Origin of the sequence: Pseudomonas sp. WS 5021 (assembly GCF_012985535.1) — a bacterium.
Taxonomy (GTDB): Bacteria; Pseudomonadota; Gammaproteobacteria; order Pseudomonadales; family Pseudomonadaceae; genus Aquipseudomonas.
Genome location: NZ_JAAQWP010000006.1, coordinates 297,004 through 311,403, shown reverse-complemented (window position 1 = coordinate 311,403; position 14,400 = coordinate 297,004). Strand labels below are relative to the sequence as shown.

Annotated in this window: 14 protein-coding genes; 3 read left to right on the top strand and 11 right to left on the bottom strand. The window is 62.8% G+C overall.

The annotated features are described in order from the left end of the window. Position 1: 1 nt before the first annotated feature. The 4 genes from HBO19_RS20330 to HBO19_RS20315 all read right to left on the bottom strand — a co-directional run bounded on the left by HBO19_RS20330 (position 2) and on the right by HBO19_RS20315 (position 4,874). Positions 2-481 (bottom strand): glycine zipper domain-containing protein, encoded by a 480-nt coding sequence (locus HBO19_RS20330; protein ID WP_169953887.1) that lies wholly within the window; start codon positions 479-481, stop codon positions 2-4. A 223-nt stretch (positions 482-704) separates the two neighbouring features. Further along, on the bottom strand, positions 705-3,053 hold the full coding sequence (locus tag HBO19_RS20325) for an FdhF/YdeP family oxidoreductase (RefSeq protein ID WP_170058167.1): 2,349 nt from the start codon (positions 3,051-3,053) through the stop codon (positions 705-707). Further along, positions 3,050-3,889 carry a formate dehydrogenase accessory sulfurtransferase FdhD gene (fdhD, locus tag HBO19_RS20320; protein WP_170042344.1) on the bottom strand — a complete coding sequence of 280 codons (840 nt, stop codon included), beginning with the start codon at positions 3,887-3,889 and terminating at the stop codon, positions 3,050-3,052. Before fdhD ends, HBO19_RS20325 begins: the two co-directional genes overlap by 4 nt. Positions 3,890-4,004: 115 nt before the next feature. Further along, the gene (locus HBO19_RS20315) at positions 4,005-4,874 is read right to left on the bottom strand and encodes a LysR family transcriptional regulator (RefSeq protein ID WP_170058166.1); all 870 of its coding nucleotides are present in this window, start codon (positions 4,872-4,874) and stop codon (positions 4,005-4,007) included. Positions 4,875-5,008: 134 nt separating this feature from the next. Here HBO19_RS20315 and lysM point away from each other — a divergent pair, with 134 nt between their 5' ends. Then, positions 5,009-5,449 (top strand): peptidoglycan-binding protein LysM, encoded by a 441-nt coding sequence (lysM, locus tag HBO19_RS20310; protein ID WP_170042345.1) that lies wholly within the window; start codon positions 5,009-5,011, stop codon positions 5,447-5,449. A 127-nt stretch (positions 5,450-5,576) separates the two neighbouring features. Here the strand turns inward: lysM and yrfG are convergent, their stop codons facing one another. After that, the gene (yrfG, locus tag HBO19_RS20305) at positions 5,577-6,239 is read right to left on the bottom strand and encodes a GMP/IMP nucleotidase (RefSeq protein ID WP_169953882.1); all 663 of its coding nucleotides are present in this window, start codon (positions 6,237-6,239) and stop codon (positions 5,577-5,579) included. Between the two features lie 91 nt (positions 6,240-6,330). On the opposite strand from yrfG, the gene nudE reads away from it, so the two are divergent. Both nudE and cysQ read left to right on the top strand, forming a co-directional pair. Further along, positions 6,331-6,897, top strand: a complete 567-nt coding sequence (gene nudE / locus HBO19_RS20300) for an ADP compounds hydrolase NudE (protein ID WP_169953881.1) — start codon at positions 6,331-6,333, stop codon at positions 6,895-6,897. Beyond that, positions 6,894-7,730 (top strand): 3'(2'),5'-bisphosphate nucleotidase CysQ, encoded by an 837-nt coding sequence (cysQ, locus tag HBO19_RS20295; protein ID WP_169953880.1) that lies wholly within the window; start codon positions 6,894-6,896, stop codon positions 7,728-7,730. Before nudE ends, cysQ begins: the two co-directional genes overlap by 4 nt. Positions 7,731-7,811: 81 nt before the next feature. On the opposite strand, the gene HBO19_RS20290 is transcribed toward cysQ, so the two are convergent. From HBO19_RS20290 to rfbB, 6 genes are read right to left on the bottom strand one after another with little or no spacing between them, the layout of a single operon-like run. Beyond that, positions 7,812-8,267, bottom strand: a complete 456-nt coding sequence (locus HBO19_RS20290) for a thioesterase domain-containing protein (protein ID WP_169953879.1) — start codon at positions 8,265-8,267, stop codon at positions 7,812-7,814. A gap of 26 nt (positions 8,268-8,293) precedes the next feature. After that, positions 8,294-9,676 carry a sigma-54 dependent transcriptional regulator gene (locus HBO19_RS20285; protein WP_169953878.1) on the bottom strand — a complete coding sequence of 461 codons (1,383 nt, stop codon included), beginning with the start codon at positions 9,674-9,676 and terminating at the stop codon, positions 8,294-8,296. Next, the gene (locus HBO19_RS20280; RefSeq protein ID WP_169953877.1) at positions 9,673-11,481 is read right to left on the bottom strand and encodes an ATP-binding protein; all 1,809 of its coding nucleotides are present in this window, start codon (positions 11,479-11,481) and stop codon (positions 9,673-9,675) included. Before HBO19_RS20280 ends, HBO19_RS20285 begins: the two co-directional genes overlap by 4 nt. A gap of 35 nt (positions 11,482-11,516) precedes the next feature. Further along, positions 11,517-12,407, bottom strand: coding sequence for a dTDP-4-dehydrorhamnose reductase (rfbD, locus tag HBO19_RS20275; RefSeq protein ID WP_169953876.1), 891 nt, complete (start codon positions 12,405-12,407; stop codon positions 11,517-11,519). Further along, a complete protein-coding gene (gene rfbA, locus HBO19_RS20270) occupies positions 12,404-13,279 on the bottom strand; it encodes a glucose-1-phosphate thymidylyltransferase RfbA (protein WP_169953875.1) in 876 nt (291 codons plus the stop codon). Before rfbA ends, rfbD begins: the two co-directional genes overlap by 4 nt. After that, positions 13,276-14,358, bottom strand: a complete 1,083-nt coding sequence (rfbB, locus tag HBO19_RS20265) for a dTDP-glucose 4,6-dehydratase (RefSeq protein WP_169953874.1) — start codon at positions 14,356-14,358, stop codon at positions 13,276-13,278. The genes rfbA and rfbB overlap by 4 nt, the downstream gene beginning before the upstream one ends. Positions 14,359-14,400: the final 42 nt, after the last annotated feature.

The window sequence follows — 14,400 nt, the reverse complement described above, 5'->3', positions numbered from 1 at the left end:
TTTACCGGTGACGGTAGTGATGCTTGTTCTTGCGATGGCCATAAGCATGCCCACGGCCACGATGATCATCACGGTCATAGCGACGGTTATCACGCCCGCGATCGCGGCGGTCGTCGTCATCGCTCTTGTTGCCCATATAGTTACCCAGTGCGCCGCCGGCGCCACCGCCTGCTGCTGCGCCGATCAAGCTGCCGGTGCTACCGCCGACACTGCGCCCGACCACGTTGCCGCCCGCTGCGCCCAGTGCACCGCCAATGGCTGCTTCGCCACGGCTGCGTTTGTCTGCGCCTACTGCGCTACCGCCAGCGCCGCCCAGGGCTGCACCAATGGCCGAACCGGTATTGCCGCCGATCTGCTGGCCGACGACAGAACCTAAAACCCCGCCCAATGCGCCGCCTACACCGGCTTCGGTGGTGCCACCGGCCATGGCTGCGCCACTGACCAGGCCAAGGGACAACAAGAGAATCGAGGAGAACTTCATAGGTGAACCTCAAGGGGATGACGGCGCGATCCTGAGGTTGTCGGAATATTCTTACAATCGAATTCCGACCAGTGGTGCAGGTTGTATACAATTAGCTAAGTTACTGTTTTATCTAGGGAACTTAAGTCGTTTTTGCCGGTCTTTAGTTACTTCGCAACGGCCGCTTTTATACAAAAGCGGCCTTTTTTGTGCCCGTGAAGATCGTTCCCAGCCATGGAGACGATCAGGCAGTTCGGGCCATGATCAAACCCTTGTCGCTTGCCGCTTCCAGGCGAATCGCCACGAACTTGGAGGTAGGCGTATGGCTACCATCCCCGGTGCTTTCCAGCGGCACCAGCGGGTTGACCTCCGGGTAATAGGCCGCTGCCTGCCCCGCCGGAATATCGAACGCCAGCAAGGTAAAACCCTTGACCCGGCGTTCACGGCCATCATCCCAGATCGACACGATATCGGCCTTCTGCCCCGGCTTGAAGCCCAGGCGGATGATGTCGGCTTCGTTGACGAACAGCACGTCGCGCTGGCCCTTGACCCCACGATAACGGTCATCCAGCCCGTAGATGGTGGTGTTGTACTGATCGTGGGAACGCATGGATTGCATGATCAGGTCGGGCAACTGGCCAGTGGCACGGGTGCGTTCATGCACCAGGTCCTTGGGCAGGATGTTGGCGCGGAAATTCGCCCGGCCTGACGGGGTATTCCAGCGGCGGGCGCCGGCGCTGTTGCCCAGGTAGAAACCGCCTGGGTGCTGCACACGCTCGTTGAAGTCCTTGAAGCCGGGGATGGTGTCGGCGATCAAGTCGCGGATGCGGCGGTAATCGGCCACCAGCCAGTTCCAGTCCACCGGCTTGCTACCCAGGGTGGCGGCGGCGATGCCGGCGAGAATGGCCGGTTCCGACTTCATCAGTTTCGACAGCGGCTGCAACTGGCCATTGGAGGCATGCACCATGCTGAACGAGTCTTCCACCGTTACCGCTTGCGGGCCATCGGCCTGGATATCGATGTCGGTGCGGCCCAGGCACGGCAGGATCAAGGCCTGCTTGCCGTGGGCCAGGTGGCTGCGATTGAGCTTGGTGCTGATCTGCACCGTCAGGTCGCAGTTGCTCAAGGCCTGGAAGGTGCGAGGGCTGTCGGGCGTCGCTTGGGCGAAGTTGCCACCCAGGCCGATAAACACCTTGGCGCGGCCTTCGAGCATGGCGTGGATCGCTTCGACCACGTTATGCCCGTTGTCCCGGGGTACCTTGAGCTGGAAGCGACGCTCCAGGGCATCCAGGAAGGCCACGGGTGGCCGTTCGTTGATGCCCATGGTGCGGTCGCCCTGCACGTTACTGTGGCCACGCACCGGACACAGGCCGGCACCGGGGCGGCCAATGTTGCCGCGCAGCAGCATCAGGTTGGCGATTTCCTGGATGGTCGGCACCGAGTGCCGATGCTGGGTGATGCCCATCGCCCAGCACATGATCACGTTCTTGCCTTTGGCGTACATGCGCGCCGCTTGCTCGATCTCCACCAGGCTCAGGCCGGATTGCTCGACGATTTCATCCCAGGAGGTGTCGTCGATCTTGGCCAGGTAATCCAGCACATTGATCGTGTGTTCATTGAGGAAGTCGTGGTCGAACACTGTCTCCTTGCCTTCGGCCTGGGCCTGGCGCTCCCACAGCAGCAGGAACTTGGCCATGCCGCGCAGGATCGCCATGTCGCCCCCCAGCGCCGGGCGGAAATACGCGGTGTTGGTCGGCTTGTCGCCGTTGGTGAGCATTTCCAGCGGGTGCTGCGGGTGCTGGAAACGTTCCAGGCCACGCTCCTTGAGCGGGTTGATACACACCACCTGGGCGCCGCGCTTCACCGCTTCGCGCAGCGGTTCGAGCATGCGCGGGTGGTTGGTGCCGGGGTTCTGGCCCCAGACGAAAATCGCGTCGGCGTGCTCGAAATCATCAAACGTCACAGTGCCTTTGCCGACACCTACGCTTTGCGCCAGGGCCACGCCGCTGGCTTCGTGGCACATGTTCGAGCAGTCCGGGAAGTTGTTGGTGCCGTAGGCGCGCACGAACAACTGATACAGGTACGCCGCTTCATTGCTGGCCCGGCCCGAGGTATAGAACTCGGCCATGTCCGGGCTTGGCAGGGCTCGCAGGTGCTGGCCGATCAGGTCGAAGGCCGACTCCCAGCTGATGGGTTTGTAGCGGTCGGTCTGGGCGTCATAGCTCATCGGCTCGGTCAGGCGGCCCTGGTATTCCAGCCAATAGTCGCTCTGCTCCAGCAGTGCGCTGACACTGTGTTTGGCGAAGAACGCCGCATCTACCCGGCGCTTGGTGGCTTCCCAGTTGACCGCCTTGGCGCCGTTCTCGCAGAACTTGACCATGCCGCTTTCCGGCGAGTCACCCCAGGCGCAACCTGGGCAGTCGAAGCCGCCGTTCTGGTTGGTCTTGAGCATCATGCGGATATTTTTCAGCGCGTTATCGCTGGTCAGCCACGCCTGCGCCACGCTGATCAGCGCGCCCCAGCCGCCAGCCGGGCCTTTATAGGGCTTGTAGCGCGGGGTCGGGGTTTGGTCGGCTTGGTGATGATTGCTCATGGCTGGTACTCCATCGCAGGGCTGTAGACCCGCGGCGCGCTTTTTTGCGGCAGGTGGATGAGATTGAGGTTATGCCGGCGCGCCCATTGCAGGGCCAGGCCGGTGGGCGATGACAGGCTGACCAGGGTCTGGATGCCCGCGCGCAGGACTTTCTGGATCAATTCGAGACTGCAACGGCTGGTGACAATTGCCACGCCGCCTGCGGTCGGGATGCGCTGGCGGACCAGGGCGCCGATCAGTTTGTCGAGGGCGTTATGGCGGCCGATATCTTCGCGGCCCAGCAGCAGTTCGCCCTGGTTATCCATGAACACCGCCGCATGCACCGCGCCGCTGTACTGGCCCAGCGGCTGAAAGGCACTGATGCGCTGGCGCAAGCCCTCCAGCCAGGCAGCAGGCGGCAGCGGTGCGCCCGGCAGCACCTGAAGGTCCGGCAGCGCCTGCTCCAGGGCTTGCACGCCACACAGGCCGCAGCCGCTGGTGCCGGCCAGTTGCCGGCGCTGTTGCTTGAGGTTCCAGAAGGCGCGGCTGCAGATCTGCACCTGGGCGTACTGGGCCGAGCCTGCGCCGCTCAGTTGCAGGTCATAGATATCGCTGATGTCGCTGATGATGCCGCTGCCCAGGCTGAAGCCGACGATAAAGTCTTCAAGATCGGTGGGCGTCACCAGCATTACCGCCTGGTTGATGTCGTTATAGGCAATCGCCAACGCGACTTCCTCGGCCAGCGCGGTGCTGGCCGATTCCGTATGGTCGAGGTTGCAGTATTGATAACTCTGGCTGGCGGCAGGCGCGGGCGTTGTCAGGGCGGGCGCCGCGCATGCTGGGCGCTGGGCGTTCATCAAGTCTAGTCACCGGCGAAGTGTTCAGAGTGAAGACTAGGCGCGACAAAGGGTCGCGTCTAATCGTCAGTACTGATCTACCGATAGATGACGTCGATCAAGGCTTTGCCAGCGATTACTGATAAAGCGCGAAACACGCCTCGGCCAACGCCGAGCGCGGCGCGCTGCGGCGCATGATCAGCCCCAGCTTGGCCAGGGTTTGCGCGTTTTCGATGGGTTGCAGGCGCAGGTGTTCGGTCAGCGCGTCGAGGCCGCCATCCAGCGGCATCACCGCACAACACAGGCCGCCGTGCACGGCCTGCAGCAACTGATGGACGGCATCGGTTTGCAGCAGAGGTCGCGGCGTCAGGCCCCGGCTGTGGAAGTTATGGTCGATGGACTGGCGAAAGTGCATGCCACTGGTGAGCATGCCCAGGGGCAGTTCGATCAGCGCCTCCCAGCTCAGGGGCTTTTCGCCGAAGCTGAAGAACCGTTGGTCGTACAGCAGGCCCATGCGGGTTTCTTCCAGGGCCAGGGAGTCAAAGCGCTCGGCGTCCAGGCGCTCGAGGTAGGACACGCCCAGGTCCAGGCGATTGCTCGCCAGTTGCTCGAGGATTTGTTCGGAACTCAACGCTGATAACTCAAATCGCAGGCTGGGGTGTTGCTTGTGCAGTTGTTGCATCAAGGCCAGCGGATCAAAGCTCGACAGCGGCACCACGCCCAGGCGCAGTGTCCCCACCAGGTTGCCCCGGCAGGCGGCGGCTTCGGCCTGCAGGCCGTCGTAGGCTGCCAGCACCGTCCGCGCCCAGGCCAGCACCCGCTCGCCGGGGGCGGTAAAGCCCTCGAAACGCTGGCCGCGGTTGACCAGCGGCAGCTCTAGCTCTTCTTCCAGGCTGCGCAGGCGCATCGACAGGGTCGGCTGGGTAATGTGGCAGCGCGCGGCTGCCTGGCCGAAGTGACGGGTTTCGTCGAGGGCGATGAGGAATTTCAGCTGTTTGATGTCCATCTTCGCTCCGGGGCTCTTATTCCAATAGCGGGGGGATTCTAGCGCGTTTGCGTCATTGGTCGGGCTGGAACCAAGGTCTGTAAGACTGGTCTAGTCTTTGGCATCTGGAAACCTAATCCCAAGGAGAGCGCACTATGAGTCTTTTTAGCTTTATCAAAGAAGCCGGCGAGAAAATCGTTGATCTGTTGACGCCGGGTAATGCGAACGCGAGTGAGCAGTTGAAGGATCACGTTGCCAAGGTCGGCCTGGGTAACCCGAATGTGCAGACCACCGTGGATGGCGACAAGGTGACGGTGACCGGTGAAGTCGCCACCCAGGAGGAGAAAGAGAAGATTCTGCTGGCGCTGGGCAATATTGCTGGCGTGGCTACCGTGGAAGATAAAATCACCGTGTCGGGCCCTGTTGTTGCGGCTGCCCGCTTTGTCGTGGTGAAAAAGGGCGACACTTTGAGCGCGATCGCCAAAATTGAGTACGGCGACGCCAACAAGTACAACAAAATCTTCGAGGCCAACAAGCCGCTGTTGTCGCACCCGGACAAAATCTACCCAGGACAGACGCTGCGTATTCCTGAGTAATACCCAAGGCAACTAAATAATGTGGGAGCGGGCTTGCCCGCGATTGCGGTGTGTCAGTCAGCAGATCTAGCTCTGACCCACCGCAATCGCGGGCAAGCCCGCTCCCACAGGGGTGTTACATATAGTTTTAGAGCCCGACAATCAATTCCCGGTAATCCCCGACCGCATCGAACTCCGCCGTATCCTTGGGCCCTTTGCGGCTGTCCGGCTGTTTGACCGCCAGCAAATGCCCCACCCCGAAATCCCGCGCACTGCGCAGAATCGGCAAGGTGTCGTCGATAAACAGGCTGCGCGCCGGGTCAAAATCGATATCCGCTTGCAGGGCGTCCCAGAACTGCGGGTTTTCCTTGGCAAAGCCATAGTCGTGGGAGCTGATCAGCCGCTCGAAATACGGCGCCAGCTCAATGCGTTCCAGCTTCAGCGACAGCGAGTCGCGGTGGGCGTTGGTGATCAGGATCACGCGCTTGCCAGCCTGTTTGATTGCCGCCAGAAAGGTATCGGCGTCCGGTCGCAGGGCGATCAGGTGGGCGGTTTCCAGCTTGAGTTCGCGCACCGGGATCTGCAGTTCGGCGCTCCAGAAATCCAGGCAATACCATTGCAACTGGCCAGCGTTACGCTCGAACAGCGGCTGCAACTCCATCTCGGCCATGGCCTGGCTCACCCCGTGCAGTTCGGCATAGCGCCGGGGCAGGTGTTCCATCCAGAAGTGGTTGTCGAAATGCAGGTCGAGCAAGGTGCCGTCCATGTCCAGCAAGACGGTATCGATATCAGACCAGGGCAGTGGCGGCATGGTGGGCCCTCAAGCAGGTAAGTAAATACATCCGACACAGACAATCGGAAAAGCCACGGTATAGTAACCCGATCACGCCAAGGAGCCCTTTATGCGCCAGAAACCCACCGTCCTCGCCCGCGAAATTGTCGCCAGTAGTCGTTTGTTCCGCGTGGAGCAAGTGCAGTTGCGCTTTTCCAATGGCGTTGAACGGACCTACGAGCGCCTGGTGGGCCGGGGTGCAGGGTATGGCGCGGTGATGATCGTGGCGATGATCGACGCTGACCACGCGCTGCTGGTGGAGGAATACTGCGGTGGCACGGATGAGTATGAACTGTCCTTGCCCAAGGGCCTGATCGAACCGGGCGAAGATGTGCTGGCGGCGGCAGACCGTGAACTCAAGGAAGAAGCAGGCTACGGCGCACGGCAGTTGGAGCACTTGACCGAGCTGTCCCTGTCCCCCGGCTATATGAGCCAGAAAATCCAGGTGGTGCTGGCCACCGAGCTGTACGAAGAACGCCTGGAGGGCGACGAGCCCGAGCCGATGCGCGTGGACCGGGTCAACCTGCGCGAACTGGCGCAACTGGCGCAGAACCCGCAGTTCAGCGAAGGCCGTGCCCTCGCCGCGCTGTACCTGGTGCGGGACCTGCTGACCCAGCGCGGGGCCTACCAGCCATGAGCGAATTGTTCCTCGGCCACGCCTACATCGCCCCCGTGATTGAACTGGCTCGCCAGGCCGGCGAGGTCATCCTGCCGTATTGGCGCGCCGATGTGGCCGTGACAGCCAAGGCCGATGATTCGCCAGTCACCGCCGCCGACCTGGCCGCCCACCACCTGATTCTCGCCGGCCTCACCGCGCTGGACCCCAGCATCCCGGTGCTGTCGGAAGAAGATGCCGACATTGACCAGAGCGTGCGTGCCCGTTGGCAGCGCTGGTGGCTGGTGGACCCGCTGGATGGCACCAAGGAATTTATCAGCGGCAGTGAAGAATTCACCGTCAACATCGCCTTGATCGAACAGGGACGGGTGGTGTTCGGCGTGGTGTCGATGCCCACCAGTGGCCGCTGCTACTTCGGCGGCGCGGGCCTTGGGGCGTGGCGCTCCGACGTGAATGCCGCGCCCCGGCCGATCCAGGTGCGCCAGAAGCCAGTCGCAGGCGAAGCGTTCACCGTGGTCGCCAGCCGTCGCCATACCAGCCCCGAACAGGAGCGCTTGCTCGATGGGTTGAGCCAAGGGCTGGGGCAGTTGAAGCTGGCCAATATCGGCAGCTCGTTGAAGTTTTGCCTGTTGGCCGAAGGCAGCGCCGATTGCTATCCGCGCCTGGCGCCGACGTCGCAGTGGGACACCGCTGCGGCCCAGGGCGTGCTGGAAGGTGCGGGTGGCGAAGTGCTGGAGTTGAATGGCCAGCCGTTCAGCTACCCGGCGCGCGAGTCGCTGCTGAACCCGTTCTTCCTGGCCTTGCCGGCCAAGGCCGCCTGGCGCGAGCGTTTGCTGGCGCTGGCAAGGTCATAAACCGCCGCGATCAAAAATGTGGGAGCGAGCAAGCCCGCTCCCACATAAGCCCTGTGCCCACATTGTTTATGTGTTGCAGGTTTAGCGGTGCAACACGTACTGCCCGGTAAACGCCACCGCCTGCTCTTCACTGCCCTCATTCACAATCCACGTCTGCAGGGCCAGCCGTGCCCGGCCATGGCGCCGGTAGGTCGCCAAAAACCGCTTCCACACCTTGTCCTCCGGCGCCTGGCAAATCGCGGTGGCGTCCTGGGTGACAGGCAGCGGATAGCTGATCTGCCCTTCCTGAATCACGATGTGCCCGTCTTCAATCCCTTCCTCGCGCAGCTGTAGGTGCAGCCAGCCCCAGCCGGCCAAGACCGCGCCGCAATACAGGCTGCCGCCAAACATAGTGCTCTTGTGGTTGATATTGGCCTGCAACGGTAAGTGCAGGCGCAATTGCCGGTCCTGCCAGTCGAGCACCTTGAGGCCCATCTCCCGGGTCAGGGGGATGTCATGGTGCAGAATGGATTCCAGGTAACGGCTATCGCGGCTCATGGTGGTCTCTTGGCTGGTGGAAAGGGTCACTCGTCATCGGTGTGAGCGTTGCCGCTGTCGGCAAAGTTCAGCCCATGCTTGCGCAACTTGTCATGCAGGGTCTTGCGCGGCACCCCGAGGGCTTCGGCCAGGCTACGCACGGAGCTGTGGGGGCGACCAAGCTCGGCGGCGATCAGGGCTTTTTCAAAGTGCTCGACTTGCTCGCTCAAGCCCCCGGTAGACATCGGCACACCCGGCGCCGGGCCGTCCGGTGTGCTGTCCAGGGCCAGTTCCAGGCCGAGGGCGAAGCGTTCGGCGACGTTTTGCAACTCCCGCACATTGCCCGGCCAGTTATGGCGCAACAGCATTGCCCGTTGGCCAGGCTGCAACTCATGCAGCGGCAGGCCGTGGCGGCTGCTGGCCTCGTCGGCGAAGTGCTGGAACAGCATCAGGGCATCTTCGCCACGCTCGCGCAGGGGCGGAATGCGCAGCGGCGCAACGTTCAGGCGGTAGTACAAGTCTGCGCGAAAGCGGCCCTGGTCGGCGGACTGGCGCAGGTCTTCCTTGGTCGCGGCGATGATGCGGATATCCAGGGGGATCTGCTGATTGCCACCCAGGCGCTCGACCACGCGCTCCTGCAACAGGCGCAGCAACTTGACCTGTACATCCAGGCTCATGCTTTCGATTTCATCGAGGAACAACGTGCCGCCGTTGGCAAATTCGAACTTGCCGATCCGCCGCTTCTGCGCACCGGTAAAGGCCCCCGGTTCATGGCCGAACAGCTCGCTTTCGACCACGGACTCGGCCAGGGCGCCGGCGTTGATGGCGACAAACGGCCCGGTGCGACGGTTCGACAGGTCGTGCAGAGCGCGTGCCACCACTTCCTTGCCGGCGCCGGTTTCACCAAGGATCAGCACATCGGCGCGGGTCGCCGCCAGCGCGCCAATCTGCTCGCGCAGGCGCAGCATCGGCGCCGATTGCCCCACCAGGCGCGTGCTCAGTTGCTGGCGATCACTCAGGGCCAGGCGCAGGCTGCGGTTGTCCAGCACCAGCCGGCGCAGGGCCAGGGCGCGGCGCACGCTGTCGAGCAGGGCGTCGCTGGCGAAGGGCTTTTCGAGGAAGTCATAGGCGCCGGCGCGCATGGCCTGCACCGCCAGTGGCACATCGCCGTGGCCGGTGATCAGCAGCACCGGCAGCTCCGGGTCCTGGCTGTGAAGTTCAGTGAGCAGCTCCAGGCCGTCCATGCCGGGCATGCGGATGTCGCTGACCACCACCCCCGGCCAGTCCCGCGACAGGCGCGCCGTAAGGCCGGTGGCTTCGCCAAGGGGCAGGACTTTCAGCCCGGCCAGGTCCAGGGTCTGGCACAGGGCCTGACGCAGGTGTGGATCATCGTCGATCAACACCACCTGAATCTGGTTATCGATACTCATACACTGCGGTCCTCGGACGGTTGCAGACTGACGCCGGGGGCGCCGGCGCGCAGTTTCAAGGTTATCAGTGCGCCACCTTCCTTGTGGTTGGCAAACAACAGTTCACCGCCAAAGGCGCGCATCAGGGTGTCACAGATGGCCAGGCCCAACCCCAGGCCCTGGGTGCGGGTCTTGGTGGTGTAGAAAGGCTCGCCGGCGCGACCCAGGGCTTCCATGCAGAACCCAGGCCCGTTGTCGCGGATGTACAGGTTGACGCCCTGCTCGGTGGATTCGGCACTCAGCCACAGTTTGCGCGGCGGGCCTTTTTCGGTCAGGGCGTCCAGGGCATTGGCCAACAGGTTGCCCAGCACCTGGCGCAGGCGGGTTTCGCCGGCCTCTACCCACAGGGATGCCTCTGGCAAGTCGCGGATCAGTTCCACTTCCATGGCCCGCCGGCGCTTGGCCAGCAATGCCAGCGCGTCGTCCAGGGCCGGTTGCAGGGCCACGCTTTCCGGGGCATGCCGGTCGCGGCGGGCAAAGGCGCGCAAGTGGGCGATGATCGAGGCCATGCGCCCGGTCAATTCGCTGATCAGCTTGAGGTTGCCGCGGGCGTCGTCGGTGCGCTGGTGGTCGAGGAGAATCTCGGCGTTTTCTGCGTAACTGCGGATGGCGGCCAGGGGCTGGTTGAGTTCATGGCTGATACTCGCCGACATGGTGCCCAGCGCCGACAGCTTGCCCGCCTGCACCAGGTCATCCTGGGCGCGCACCAGTTCCTGCTGGGCATTTTCGCGCTCCAGCACTTCCTGGCGCAGGCGGCGGTTGAGGCCTTCGAGGTCGCTGGTCCGTTCGGCCACGCGCATTTCCAGTTCGCGCCGGGCCTTGGCTTCAAAGGCGATGCGTTCCAGGTAATGACGACGGCGCTGCATCATCAGGCCGAGCAGCAGCATCAGCACCAGCAAGGTCGCGCCGCCGACGGCGACCACTGTGCGCACCGGGCGGTCGATCAAGGTGCGCGGGGCAAGGATCTCCACATTCCAGCCGGTTTCGGCAATTTCGGTGGATTGGCGCAGCCAGGCACTGGAGCTGAAAACCAGCGGTTGCGGATCGCGGGTCGGATAGGGCTGGATCGCGATGATCGCCTGGCGCTCGGCCTCGGTCAGGGGCCGGGTCGCACGAAAACGCCATTGTGGGCGCGAGGTCAGGATCACCACGCCGTTGTGGTCGGTGACCAGCAATTGCTCGGGAGTCTGGCCCCAGAGGCTTTCGGTGTGGTCCAGGTCGACCTTGACCACCAGCACGCCGATCACATGTTCATCTTCACGCACCGCAGCGGCGAAGAAATACCCGCGCTTGGCCGAGGTGGTGCCCAGGCCGAAGAAGCGCCCCAGGCGCCCGGCCATGGCTTCGCTGAAATAAGGTCGAAAGGAAAAGTTGCGGCCGACGAAGCTGTCCTGTTTGTCCCAGTTCGAAGCGGCCAGGGTCTTGCCACGGGTGTCCATCAGGTACATCACTTCCACGCCCGCCTGGGCTGCCACCTCCTTGAGCAACTGGTTGGCCGCGACCAGGTTGGTGCTGACGTGGGGCGCTGCCAGGGCGGTACGCAGGGCCGGCAAGTCGCCAAGGATCTGCGGCAGTACTTCGTAGCGATGCAGGGTGCCCAGCAGGTTGGCGACGTACAGGTCGAGGGTCTGGCGGTTCTGCCCGGCCAGTTCGCTGCGATAGTAGCGCTCGGCCAGATGCTCCAGCGGCCACAGCAACGGCGCCAGGCACAGTGCCAGCAAGGCCAGGCTGCGCCAGCGGGGTCTTCGTGGAAGAGGTGGAGTCATGTAGGTCTGCGCCTGAGGGTACAGGCGCATTATGCCTAGTGCTGCTGTGCAAGACACTCGCGCAATGCTTCGCGCCACTGCGGTTGGCCGACTTGCCATTGTTGTTGCAGGCGGCTGCAATCCAGGCGCGAGTTCAACGGGCGCTTGGCGGGCGTTGGGTAGTCACTGGCGGGAATCCCTTCCAGCTCGGCGCACGCCTTGCCTTCGGCCAGCAGGTGCTCGCCAATGGCCTGGGCAAAGCCGAACCACGAGGTCTCGCCCTGGGCCGTCAGGTGATAGACACCCCAATCTGCGGCCTGGCCGGCCTGCCAGCGCTCGATCAGGGCACGGGTGCTGTTGGCGATGGTCCCGGCCCAGGTCGGCGCGCCGATCTGGTCGGCGACGATGCGCATCTGCGGCTTTTCCTGGAGTAGGCGCTGCATGGTCAGCAGGAAGTTCTTGCCGTGGCTCGAATACACCCAGCTGGTACGCAGGATCAGGTACTGACCGCCCACCGCCGCAATGGCCTGCTCGCCCGCCAGCTTGCTCTGGCCGTAGACACCCAAGGGGTTGGGCACATCGTCTTCGGTGTAGGGTGCGGGCTTGCTGCCGTCGAACACATAGTCGGTGGAGTAGTGGATCAACGGAATGCCCAGGGCCTTGGCTTCTTCGGCGAGGATGCCGGGCGCCGTGGCATTGATCGCGAAGGCTACATCGGGCTCGTTCTCGGCCTGGTCGACAGCGGTATGCGCCGCCGCGTTGATGATCAGCCCCGGGCGATGGCTGCGTACCTGTTGGCGGATCTGCTCGGGGTTGGCCAGGTCGAGCTGGTCGCGACCGAGCACGACCAGTTCACCCAGGCCCTGGAGCCGCTGTTGCAGTTCACGGGAAACCTGGCCGTGCTGGCCGGTGATGAGGATTTTCAACGGTGTCCCGCTCCCAGTCATTTGGTTTCCCCGGCGAGGGTGAACAGGTACTGGCCATAGCCTGTCTTGCCGAAGTATTTGGCCCGCTCAAGCAAATGGTCGCGATCGATCCAACCGTTCTCGTAGGCGATTTCTTCGAGGCAAGCCACTTTCAGGCCCTGCCGATGCTCAATGGTCTGAACATAGATCGAGGCTTCCAGCAGGCTGTCATGGGTGCCGGTATCGAGCCAGGCAAAACCACGGCCGAAACGCTCGACATGCAGGTCGCCACGCTTGAGGTAGGCATTGTTGACGTCGGTGATTTCAAGTTCGCCGCGTGGCGATGGCTGGACGGCCTTGGCGATCTTGACCACATCGTTGTCATAGAAGTACAGGCCGGTCACGGCATAGCTGGACTTGGGCTTGGCGGGTTTTTCCTCGATGGAAAGGGCGCGGCCTTCACCATCGAAATCAATCACCCCGAAGCGCTCCGGATCCTTGACCCAGTAGCCGAACACTGTGGCGCCGGTTGGGCGTTTGGCAGCGGTGCGCAGTTGCTCGCTGAAGTGTTGGCCGTGGAAAATGTTGTCACCCAGGATCAGGCATACCGGGTCATTGCCGATGAACGCTTCGCCGATCAGGAAGGCTTGCGCCAAGCCGTCTGGCGAAGGCTGCTCTGCGTAGCTGATCTGCACGCCGAACTGGCTGCCGTCGCCCAGCAGGTTGCGGTATTGCGGCAAGTCCACGGGCGTGGAGATCACGAGGATCTCCTTGATTCCGGCGAGCATCAGCACGGAAATCGGGTAGTAGATCATCGGTTTGTCGTACACCGGCAGCAACTGCTTGGAAACCCCCAGGGTAATGGGGTGCAGGCGCGTCCCGGAGCCACCGGCCAGTACGATTCCCTTCATCATGCAATCAGGTCCTTCGCATCGGTGTTGCCGAGGCGCTCGCCCTGATAACTGCCGTCCTGGACCCGGCGGCACCATTGCAGGTTATCGAGGTACCACTGCACGGTCTTGCGCAGGCCGGTCTCGAAAGTTTCTTCCGGGACCCAACCCAGCTCGCGTTCGATCTTGCTGGCATCGATGGCGTAGCGCTGGTCATGGCCTGGGCGATCCTTGACGAAGGTGATCAGGTCGCTGAACTGGGCAACGCCGGCCGGACGCTGTGGCGCCAGCTCTTCGAGCAGCGCACAGATGCCACGCACCACGTCGATGTTCTTCTGCTCGTTGTGCCCGCCGATGTTGTAGGTCTCGCCTACCACACCTTCGGTGACCACTTTGAGCAGCGCACGGGCGTGGTCTTCGACATACAGCCAGTCGCGCACCTGCAGGCCATCGCCATATACCGGCAGCGGCTTGCCTGCCAAGGCATTGAGGATCACCAGCGGGATCAACTTCTCGGGGAAGTGGAACGGCCCGTAGTTGTTCGAGCAGTTGGTCAGCAGTACCGGCAAGCCATAGGTACGCTGCCAGGCGCGGACCAGGTGGTCGGACGCCGCCTTGCTCGCGGAATAAGGCGAACTTGGCGCGTAAGGCGTGGTTTCGGTGAACAGGTCATCCACGCCATGCAGGTCGCCATACACTTCGTCGGTGGAGATGTGATGGAAGCGGAAGGCGCTCTTGGCCGGCTCTGCCAGCTGTTGCCAGTAGGCACGAGTGGCTTCAAGCAGGCTGTAGGTGCCGACGATGTTGGTCTGGATAAAGTCCGACGGCCCGTCGATGGAGCGGTCGACATGGGACTCGGCCGCCAGGTGCATGATGGCCTGGGGCTGGAAACGCGCCAGCACTGCGCTGACGGTGGCCTGGTCGATGATATCGGCCTGGACGAACTCATAGCGGGTGTTGGTCGCGATGCTGGTCAGCGACTCAAGATTGCCGGCGTAGGTCAGTTTGTCGAGGTTGAGAACTTCATGTTCAGTGTTTTGAATCAAATGGCGGATCAGTGCGGAACCGATAAAACCGGCGCCACCGGTAACAAGAATACGCATGTCGAGAGGCCTTTTCCTTAGACGGACATTGAGCGAATGGGG

What these genes read in the sequence shown, in the direction of transcription:
- HBO19_RS20330 (WP_169953887.1), bottom strand. Translation starts at nt 481, where the DNA reads ATGAAGTTCTCCTCGATTCTCTTGTTGTCCCTTGGCCTGGTCAGTGGC.
- HBO19_RS20325 (WP_170058167.1), bottom strand. Translation starts at nt 3,053, where the DNA reads ATGAGCAATCATCACCAAGCCGACCAAACCCCGACCCCGCGCTACAAG.
- fdhD (WP_170042344.1), bottom strand. Translation starts at nt 3,889, where the DNA reads ATGAACGCCCAGCGCCCAGCATGCGCGGCGCCCGCCCTGACAACGCCC.
- HBO19_RS20315 (WP_170058166.1), bottom strand. Translation starts at nt 4,874, where the DNA reads ATGGACATCAAACAGCTGAAATTCCTCATCGCCCTCGACGAAACCCGT.
- lysM (WP_170042345.1), top strand. Translation starts at nt 5,009, where the DNA reads ATGAGTCTTTTTAGCTTTATCAAAGAAGCCGGCGAGAAAATCGTTGAT.
- yrfG (WP_169953882.1), bottom strand. Translation starts at nt 6,239, where the DNA reads ATGCCGCCACTGCCCTGGTCTGATATCGATACCGTCTTGCTGGACATG.
- nudE (WP_169953881.1), top strand. Translation starts at nt 6,331, where the DNA reads ATGCGCCAGAAACCCACCGTCCTCGCCCGCGAAATTGTCGCCAGTAGT.
- cysQ (WP_169953880.1), top strand. Translation starts at nt 6,894, where the DNA reads ATGAGCGAATTGTTCCTCGGCCACGCCTACATCGCCCCCGTGATTGAA.
- HBO19_RS20290 (WP_169953879.1), bottom strand. Translation starts at nt 8,267, where the DNA reads ATGAGCCGCGATAGCCGTTACCTGGAATCCATTCTGCACCATGACATC.
- HBO19_RS20285 (WP_169953878.1), bottom strand. Translation starts at nt 9,676, where the DNA reads ATGAGTATCGATAACCAGATTCAGGTGGTGTTGATCGACGATGATCCA.
- HBO19_RS20280 (WP_169953877.1), bottom strand. Translation starts at nt 11,481, where the DNA reads ATGACTCCACCTCTTCCACGAAGACCCCGCTGGCGCAGCCTGGCCTTG.
- rfbD (WP_169953876.1), bottom strand. Translation starts at nt 12,407, where the DNA reads ATGACTGGGAGCGGGACACCGTTGAAAATCCTCATCACCGGCCAGCAC.
- rfbA (WP_169953875.1), bottom strand. Translation starts at nt 13,279, where the DNA reads ATGATGAAGGGAATCGTACTGGCCGGTGGCTCCGGGACGCGCCTGCAC.
- rfbB (WP_169953874.1), bottom strand. Translation starts at nt 14,358, where the DNA reads ATGCGTATTCTTGTTACCGGTGGCGCCGGTTTTATCGGTTCCGCACTG.